This is a genomic window from Bacteroides zhangwenhongii (assembly GCF_009193325.2).
GTDB classification, from domain to species: domain Bacteria; phylum Bacteroidota; class Bacteroidia; order Bacteroidales; family Bacteroidaceae; genus Bacteroides; species Bacteroides zhangwenhongii.
Genome location: NZ_CP059856.1, coordinates 506,410 through 516,319 on the forward strand (window position 1 = coordinate 506,410; position 9,910 = coordinate 516,319).

The 9,910-nt window shown below is 48.0% G+C and carries 5 protein-coding genes; all 5 read left to right on the forward strand.

Annotated features, from left to right (window positions below; translation table 11 throughout):
• The first annotated feature begins 4 nt into the window (after positions 1-4).
• Genes GD630_RS02030 through GD630_RS02050 form a run of 5 tightly spaced genes read left to right on the forward strand, consistent with a single transcriptional unit; the run spans position 5 to position 9,874 of the window.
• On the forward strand, positions 5-1,825 hold the full coding sequence (locus GD630_RS02030; RefSeq protein WP_143867537.1) for a RagB/SusD family nutrient uptake outer membrane protein: 1,821 nt from the start codon (positions 5-7) through the stop codon (positions 1,823-1,825).
• A 28-nt stretch (positions 1,826-1,853) separates the two neighbouring features.
• Positions 1,854-4,862, forward strand: coding sequence for a SusC/RagA family TonB-linked outer membrane protein (locus tag GD630_RS02035; RefSeq protein ID WP_143867535.1), 3,009 nt, complete (start codon positions 1,854-1,856; stop codon positions 4,860-4,862).
• Positions 4,863-4,873: 11 nt separating this feature from the next.
• Positions 4,874-6,538, forward strand: coding sequence for a RagB/SusD family nutrient uptake outer membrane protein (locus GD630_RS02040; protein WP_143867533.1), 1,665 nt, complete (start codon positions 4,874-4,876; stop codon positions 6,536-6,538).
• A 51-nt stretch (positions 6,539-6,589) separates the two neighbouring features.
• Positions 6,590-8,122, forward strand: a complete 1,533-nt coding sequence (locus GD630_RS02045; protein ID WP_182505687.1) for a glycoside hydrolase family 16 protein — start codon at positions 6,590-6,592, stop codon at positions 8,120-8,122.
• Positions 8,123-8,140: 18 nt separating this feature from the next.
• Positions 8,141-9,874, forward strand: a complete 1,734-nt coding sequence (locus GD630_RS02050) for a BACON domain-containing protein (RefSeq protein ID WP_143867529.1) — start codon at positions 8,141-8,143, stop codon at positions 9,872-9,874.
• Positions 9,875-9,910 lie beyond the last annotated feature (36 nt).

Here is a 9,910-nt window from a genome sequence, read left to right on the forward strand (position 1 = left end):
CATTATGTATAAACAGTTCAAAACTATAGTAATCTTATCATTACTCTTGGTAGGGTGTGATGATTTGAAATTTGGCAATGACTTTTTGGAGAAGCCTTTGAGCAATGAAATGAACATCGACAGCGTGTATGCCAAAAAGGTGTATGCCGAACAGGCGCTGAACCAGGTGTACCACTCGCTGCCTGACTACCAGCCACACAACAACCGTTTGGGTTGGTGTGCTTTAGAGTCAATTACGGACTTGGCAGATGCAATTAAATCGGGCGGAAACGGATACCATCAAGGGAATATAACGGCAAGTGGATCGGAAAGGTCGGCTTATAGCTTGTCCTACAACGAAGAGCATGGCGAATTTTCTGCCACCTACGGCATCCGCCAAGCATATATCTTTTTGGAAAATGTAGACCGTGTGCCTGACATGACGCAGAAGGAGAAAAACGTGCGCAAAGGCGAGGCGATGATGATTATTGCCTATCATTATATGAATATGTTGCGCAATTTGGGCGGAATGCCTTGGATAGACCATGCCTATAAGCCCGACGATGATATGCATATGACCCGCATGACCGTAGAGGAGAGCGTGCAGAAGATATGCAAACTGATTGACGATGCCGCAACCCTGTTGACATGGGAAGTCTCTTCGGCTGATGACGGGCGTATGCACAAGGCGGGAGCCTACGCATTGAAATCGCGCTTGCTGACTTTCGTGGCAAGTCCGTTGTTCAACAGTGACAAACCTTACAAAGAGGGTGAAGCTGCCGACAAACACTATGTGTGGTATGGCAATTACGATCAGTCGCGTTGGCAGGATGCCTTGGATGCAGGCCTAGCGTTTATCCGCGAGAACAACAACCGCTATAAATTGGTGAATACCGGCAATCCGCGTCAAGACTTCTGTTCCGGGTATTTCGACCGCTACAATGGTGAAGTGCTGATCTCCAGCCACCGCTGGATTAAATGGGATCACAATTCAAAGGCAATTTCACAAATCCGTTTTGGAGTATGTAATCCGCTGTTGAACTATGCGGATATGTTCCAGATGAAAGACGGAGGCGAATTCAGCTGGGACAATCCCGTACACCGCGAACATCCTTTCTTTGATGCCAAAGGCAATGAGGTACGCGACCCCCGTCTTTATGAGACATTGATTGTGACCGGGGACAAGTTCAGAGGACGTAAGGCTGAGATTTATGAAGGCGGACGCGAAGTGGCGCAAGATATGGGGGGGACCGGACCGGATGGCTGGGGTAACTTAGGATATTTCGGTGTGGCACAGCGCAAGTTTATTCAAGACATCAGAAACGAATTGAGCGGCAAATTCTATCAATGTCCGTTGATGCGTCTGCCGGAAATCTATCTGAACATTGCCGAGGCGATGAACGAATTGGGCAAAGCAAAAGAGAAAGATGAATTTGGCAACAACGCTTACGACTATATCAACATGGTGCGCGAACGTGTGGACATGTGGGAACTGACTCCCGAAGCTGTTGCTCCCGGCGAGCCACTGCGCGAAGCTATCTTGAAAGAACGTGCCTTAGAGTTTGGCTACGAAGAGGTACGCCACTACGACATTGCCCGTTGGAAACACAACGACTACCTTACCAACCTGAAGCGCAGAAGATTGAAATCATGGCTGAAAGATGGCGAGAAAAAGGAGGATGTGAAAGATCCGAAAACGCATGTGTTCCGCTATGAAATCAAGGAAGAGGCCGTCAACCAACGTGTGTGGACAGCCCAATGGGACAATCGTTATTATCTTTGCCCCATAAACTTGAATGAGATTAATAAAAAATACGGTTTGATTCAGAATCCGGGTTGGGAATAATTGAATATTAATTTTTATTGCTAATAAAATGAAAAAGAAATATATTTCGATTTTAAGTATCGCCTGCATGTTCTCCCTCTCGGCTATGGGACAACACACCCTGACAGGTACGATCAAGAATCAGCAACAGCAGCCAGTGTTGGGAGCATCGGTCTCTTTGCTGGGCGACCCCTCAAAGAAGACGATAACGGACGATAACGGTGTGTTCTCCATTGAAGCCCAAAAAGGAGATTGCATCGAGGTGGTATACGCCGAAGGACAGTTACGCAGAGTGTGGGTGACCGGAGAATCCATGACGATTTCGTTGGGCGATTTTGACTTGCGGAGTAACAACCAAGGCATCCTGCGGACAGATGTGAGTCGTACGCAAGCTATCTCTACCCTCTCGGGAGAGATGCTTGAAAAGAACTCGACAAAGAACATCAGCGATGTGCTCTACGGACTGATTCCGGGACTCATTGTGAAACAGAACACCGGATGGACCGATACAGCCGAACTGATGGTGCGCGGCGGAGGTTCGCTTACCAGTCGCAACCCGCTGATTGTGGTAGACGGCATTCCCCGCGACATCAAATACCTGAACTTGAATGATGTGGAGAGCGTATCAGTGCTGAAAGACGGTGCTGCCACGGCCTTGTGGGGCACACGCGGCGCCAACGGTGTGATTGTCATCACCACCAAGCGCGGTGTACATGAGAAAGTGGACATCGACATCAATTATACCCACGGTATCGGGCTTCCTATCAACCAGCCGGATTTCGTAGATGGTTACACCTACGCCATGATGAAGAACGAGGCACTCTATTATGACGGACTGCCATTGCAGTATGACCAGACGGCGTTGGACGCTTTCAAATATGGCACTAATCGCGATCTTTTTGCCAACACCGACTGGCAGAAAGAGGCGCTACGCAACCACAGCGTCAACAACCAGTTGAACATCGCCTTCAGAGGGGGTGGCAAACGGATGCGCTACTACAGTTCCATCAACTATAAGAACGATTATGGTATCTTAGACAAAAAACTGACCGACTATTCGGAGCGCTATAACTCGCAGATGAAGAAGTATGACCTCAATGCCCGTATCAACCTGGATGTGGACGTTACTCCTTACACCAAGGCTTCTGTATCGCTTTTCGGTTTGCTGCGTGAAGAGAATCGCCCGAACAAGTCGGAAGAGGATATCTTCTCTGCGCTTTATCATGTGCCATCGGCTGCATTCCCCGTACGCACCAGCACCAACATATGGGGAGGTGACCATCTGTTCAAGAAGAACCCCATAGCCCAGATTGCTGACGTGGGTTATTACAGAACTGACCGTCGTATGCTTCAGGCAGACATGCGGATCCAACAAGACTTCTCGTTGCTGACAAAGGGACTACGTGCCGAAGTAGGCGTGGCGTATGACAACGATGCGGTGTACAGAGATATAGGTAGCAAGAACTATGTATATGAGGTAAAGACCCCGCTCTATCTGCCGGCCATGGGCGAATATGAGACACAAGGTGCCAAGTTTGGCGACGACAGCGCCCTCTCTATCGACAATGGTTGGCTCAACAGTCAGTTTATCCGCGCTGTGGTGGATGCCAGGGTGGGCTATGACCGCACATTCGGTCTCCATGCTGTGAACGGCACGTTGCAGTACAGCCAAGAGTCGTATACCCCGATGGGACGCAACAATACCCGCAAGCGTCAGTCGTTCATCTTCACCGGTGGTTACAACTACAACGACCGCTATATGGTGGACGTGGTGGTGAACCACAGTGGTACCAGCGTGCTGAGCGATGGCGACAAGTTCCGTACCTACCCTGCGGTTTCGGCAGCCTGGGTATTGTCCAATGAGAAATTCATGAAAAGCACCACGTTTGTCGACTTTCTGAAGCTGCGTGTCTCTTGGGGACGTTCGGGCAATGACAACATCGACTACGACTTAGACGAGCGGTATTGGGAAAATTGTGGTGGATTCCAGGTGAAGAACCCGCCGGTGAATCCCGGTAATGGAGGCGGATTACATCCCGGTGCGCTGCCCATCGACAATCTGACTATCGAGTTGGCAGACAAATACAACATTGGATTGGACGCCCAATTCTTCAACCAACGCTTAGCGTTGACATTCGACGGCTTCTACGACAAGCGCAAGGACATACTGACCATCAGCGACAACCTGTTCTCGGCAGTCATCGGAACCGGCATTCCGCAGCAGAACATCGGCCGCATGAACTCCAAAGGTTTCGACATGTCGGCTATGTGGAAAGACAAGGCAGGGAAAGATTTTAACTACTACGCAGGAGGCACCTTCTCGTTCCTAAAAACAGAAATTGAGGAGAACGGTGAGGGCTATCAGCCATATGAGTATCTGTATAAAAAGGGGGATGCCTATTATCAGTGCTACGGATTGGAAGCCATCGGTTATTTTCGCGATGAGAGAGACATCAAGAACAGTCCGAAACAGATGTTCTCCGAGGTTCGCCCGGGTGACATCAAATATAAAGACCAGAACGGCGACGGACGTATCGACGACTATGACGTGGTGAAAATCGGTTATTCAAGCGTGTTACCCCGTATCTACTACGGCATCAACTTTGGATTCGAGTACAAGGGATTCGGCATCGACGCCTTCTTCCAAGGAACGGGCAAAATCAGCAAGATGCTGAATGTGAAGAGCGTCTATTGGCCGTTGCGCAACAACGACAGCAACCTCTCCACTTGGTACCTGAAAGACAAGATTCGCTGGAGAGAGGGAACGGAAGACATTGCCAATGTACCTCGCCTGACTACGCTTGACAATGCCAACAACTTCCGCAACAGTACACAGTGGTTGGAAAATGGATCCTACTTCAAGCTACGCAACTTGAACGTGTACTACAACCTGCCGAAGAAATGGGTGAACGCCATGAAGATGGACAACCTCCAGATCTATGCACGTGCCAACAATCTGTTCTCTTTGGATCACATCAGTTACATGAACTGTGAGGATTTCTCTATCAACTATCCGGACATGACTTCGGTCTATTTCGGAGTAAATATTAATTTCTAAAGAAGATGACAATGAAACTAAAGAAGATTTATACGATATTGTTTGCTTCCCTTGCATTGACAGGATGTGATTTTCTCGATTTCGACGAGTCGTCGGGCATGGACAAAGAGGAAGCATACGCCTATTTTGACAATGTTACCCGCATGGTGAACGGTGTGTATCGCGCGGTACCATCCGATTGGGGGAAAATCAGTGATGCGTTGAGAGAGTCCGCCACAGACAATGCGGTGTACACATGGACCAACAATGCGGTGTGGTACATCTATTCCAACGCCTGGAGTCCTATCAAGTTGGTAGACGACCGTTGGAGCGAGTTCTATCAGGTGATTCACGATGCCAACTCGCTGATGGAAAACTTCTCGGAAGAGAACCTCAAGCGGTATGAATGGGACAAGAACTATGCCGACAACATCAAAAAGGTACGTGCTTATATGAAAGAGGTGGAAGTGCTGCGTGCCTACTACCACTTTGAGCTGGCAAAACGCTATGGGGATGTGCCTTTGATGACCCGTACGTATGCGCTGGATGAAATTAACCAAGTAGAGAAGAGTTCGTTCGATGACATCATCGCGTTTGTGAACAGTGAAATCGAGCGCCTGTTGCCCGACCTAGTGCTAAACCAAAACGAGCTGTTCGGTGAAACCGGACACATCACTAAAGGTATAGCTTTATCCATCCGTTCGCGGGCGTTGCTCTATGCGGCAAGCCCGTTGTTTGCCGGCGACGGAAACGCTTCCGCCAAATGGGAAGCTGCCGCCAAGGCCGCCCATGATGTGATTGCCTTGAAGCTCTATTCGATGCCTAAAATCACCGAAGACCCGCTATATCATAAAGATGGCGGCAATGGAGTACTCAACTCCAAACAGCTGATTTGGGAAGTGAGAGGCGGAGAAAGTAATACGTTCGAGGCACGCAACCTGCCAATGGGCTTTGAAGGAGCCAAAGGTGGAAACACACCGACACAAAACTTGGTGGACGAGTTTGACTTCCTCACCGGTGAACCGTTCGATTGGAACAATCCGAAGCATGTGGAGGAGATGTATTACGATGAAAAAGGGAAGCCGACCCGCGACCCGCGTCTTTATCTGAACGTCATCTGCGATGGCATGAAGTATATGGGACAGGTGGTGGAACCGCTGGAAGGCGGCAAGAACGGTATGCCCATCGAAGGAGCCACTACCACCGGCTACTACTTGAAGAAACTGATGAACGAGACGGTGTCGCTGAGTCCGGTGACACCGGTGAAGAAGCCTCATCACTATCCGGTGTTCCGCTATGCGGAGATTCTGCTGAACTATGCGGAAGCGCTGAACGAATGGCAAGGACCGACGTACACCGACTATTATTGCAAGAAATCGGCGTTGGAAGCGCTGAACGAGGTGCGCGTGGCTGCAGGCATGCCTGCATATACGGAAACGGATAAAGACAAATTCAGGACATTGGTGAAGAAAGAGCGCCGCATTGAGCTGGCTTTCGAAGATCATCGTTTCTGGGACATCCGTCGCTGGAAAGAAGGCAATCTTGTGGAGAATATCTATGGGGTGAAAAAGCAGAACGGCACCTATCAGAAAGAGCTTGTACAGAACCGTGTATGGGAGAACAAGATGTATCTCTATCCCATTCCTCAAAAGGAGAGCTTCGTCAATGACAATCTGACTCAGAACCCGGGTTGGTAAGAAAATTTATAGAGTTATTTATATTAGTTATAGACTATGAAACTAAATACAATGATAATAACATGCTCCCTGATGTTGGGAGCATGCACCGATGAAATCACGGTGAACTGCCCGACGCATACGTTGGAGCGCGCTGTGCAGTATGACGGTTATGAACTGGCATGGGCAGAAGAGTTTGAAGAAGACGGACTGCCCGATGATAAAGTGTGGAGCTACGAAGAGGGTTATCAACGCAATGAAGAACTTCAGGATTACAAGAAGGCAGATCTGAGCCACTCGCGGGTGGAAGATGGGAAACTGCTGCTACACGCGTTCAAAGACCCGCACGATGGTACTGACGGAATGGGAGCCCCTTATCATTTTGAGTTTTCTTCGGCTTCGGTGAAATCGCAAATGAAAAAAGACTTTCAGTACGGACGTATTGACATTGCCGCTAAAATACCTACAGGACGGGGAATACTTCCGGCTTTTCGGTTGATACCTACGGAAAACGTGTATGAAGACGGTTATGGCGAAATCGACATCATGGAGTATGTGTGGGGAGATGAAGACGAGCACAATTCGGTGTATCAGACCATCCATACGCAAAACACGCTGGACAAAGTGGACGAACGTCCGGCTTCTTCGTGTAGCTCCAACACGCTGGATTCCAAATTCCACCTCTACTCTGTGGTTTGGGAAAAGAACAGCATCGAAATCCTGTTCGACAATAAGGTCGTACTGACCTACCAGCGGAACCAGGAATCGGATTCATACAAGCAATGGCCTTTCGACCAACCGTTCTATCTAACGATGAACCTTGCTGTCGGTGGTACACAGGGGGGGAAGTGGGAAATTGACGAGACCGTCTTCCCTGCCCAGATGGAAGTGGAATACGTTCGTTATTATGCGAAGATTAACAATGGAGATAGCGAGGAGAAAGATGACGAAGATAAAGAGGGAAAAACTGTCAATCTGATAGAGAACGGTGATTTGGAAACAGCCTATTCCGATACGGAGGCACCTGTAATAGTACCAAGATGGAAGTTGGAAAACGAAAGGATGCTGGAGTATCGGAATCGTTGGAATGTACTAGAAGGTGCCGGCACTGAATTCTTTGTGGATGATGCAAACGGAGCAAACAATACCAAGCACTCGTTGAGCTTTAAGAGTCCGAAAATACCTAATTGGTGGAGTACAGATGTGGGATTGACTTTTGATGGTGTTTCTGTCGGCAAACATACGTTGAGTTTCTATGTCAAAAGCGATAAGCCGGTATCGTCATTTGTATTAAGTTTCACTTTGGCAGATGTTTCGGTTAAGGATTACAGAAATTATAAGACGTTGGCGAATGAGAATGGCAAAACAGTTATCAAACAGGGTTCCGGTTCTCTCTATCCAACCATGTTGGAATATGTGGGAAATACATGGCAGAAATATTCCATTACATTGGATATTCCTGAAAATGATTTAAAAGACGGATTGGTGAGATTGGTGTTCAAGCCTCATACTACAGGAGAATTTGGTGCAACCAGTTGCAAATTGGTTTCAAGCGAACCTGTCCAATTCTGGTTTGACGAATTTGTATTGGAAAAAGCAAATTAAATCATAAAAAAACGTAGAATGAAAACAATGTTCAAATATGTAGCAATGGCAGCTCTGGTGCTGCCATTGACCTCGTGCAATGACGATGACACAGCGAACGAGACTATCAAGTTTGAGATAGAGGCAGAAGGCATATACGAAGTGACTGCCGAACTTACAGAACAGTATCCCATCACCTTCACGGTGAAGAGTCCCATAAACAGTTCCGTGAAGAGCAACCGCGATTGGTGTAAAGTGGAGACGGAGAAAGAAGAAGGTTACATCCAGGTAAAGGTGTCGGTGGACGACAACCATACGGGCGAAGACCGCATGGCGAAGATTGGCGTGCATTCTCCTTCCATCCTGAATAACCATATCATTGAGGTGCACCAAAAGTCGTATGCGTTTAACGTGAAGGGCTTGCCCGCTGACTTTGCGCCGGAAGGCGAAGACCGCATGATTCAAGTGGCAACAAACGAACCGTGGGTGCTGAGCACCGATGTAGATTGGATTACATTCGACAAGGAGAATGGAAACGCAAACAAGGAAGGCGTAGAGGTGAAAGCCACTATCCAACCGAATGAAACAGGTATTGTCCGGATGGCTACCGTTACGCTGAAAAACACATCGGGAAAAGAGAAAATCAAGACCTATCGGGTGTCGCAGTGTGAACCGTGGGAGACGAAAGTACGTGTGGGCGACCCGGACGTGACATTCGACATGACTCGTGTAGACCCCATCTATCAAGCCAAGATAACGGAATGGATGAATGCCGGTGTGCAAGGCGGTATTCCTTCATTGAAAACTATCATGTCCGACGGTCGCGAAATCAAGGAGTTCGAGGGTGGTACTTCTGTAGACGATATTTTGGATTACATTAACAACACCGGAAATAAGTACCGCCAACGAATCATCTATCTGAAAAACGGAGAATATGTATTCAATAAGAGTGTACGCATATATTCAAGTTGCACCTTGGTGGGCGAAAGCCGTGACGGAGTGATTATCAAGATAAAGGATGACGGTAATGTGTCATTATATAATGCAAATGGCAGTGGCGTTCGCAATCTGACGTTAAAGGGTGACTGGACTACTACAGACCCCGACCCCAGCCTGATGAAAGAAACCTTGAAGGACAAGGGCGGACATAAAATGATTGATATGACCGGTAATGACAAAGGAGGATATATACGTAATTCATACGTAGACAATGTGAAGATTGTGAACAGTGCTTCTCATCCGATTTGGATGAACGGATACAAAAACACTGTCCGCGATGTCGAGATGGACGGTGCCTACAATAAAGATGGGGGCGCTCAGGGGTACTTCTTCATCGACGGTGACCATCACCTGATTACCGGTTGCAAGGTGACGCACATCCGTCACGTCACGATGCAGAATCCAACATCCAAGTTCAATGTGTTCTATAAGAACGACATTCGTCAGGAATTCTCGTTCCACGTCAACGACGGTGGCGACAACTTGGTAGAACACAACCGGATTATGGTACCGAAAACATTAAGCACTAACTATACAGCCATCATGGGCCCATGGTCTAACCAGCACCATGTGGGCGGCAAGAACTTCATCTACCGCAACAGATGTCTGGAAGAGAACCGTGGAGGCAACACGCCTTGGTCGGACGACGAACTTTATATCGGCCCTTGGGAAAACGGCTATAACGATGAACAGAAATACAACAATTTCAGAAAAGTTCAAGAATATCCGAATCCTACAGGCGGTACGCTGTATCCTGTTGTGCTTAAAGAGTAAAATCAACTGTCTTAGAGGGGAGATGAATATCTTTCT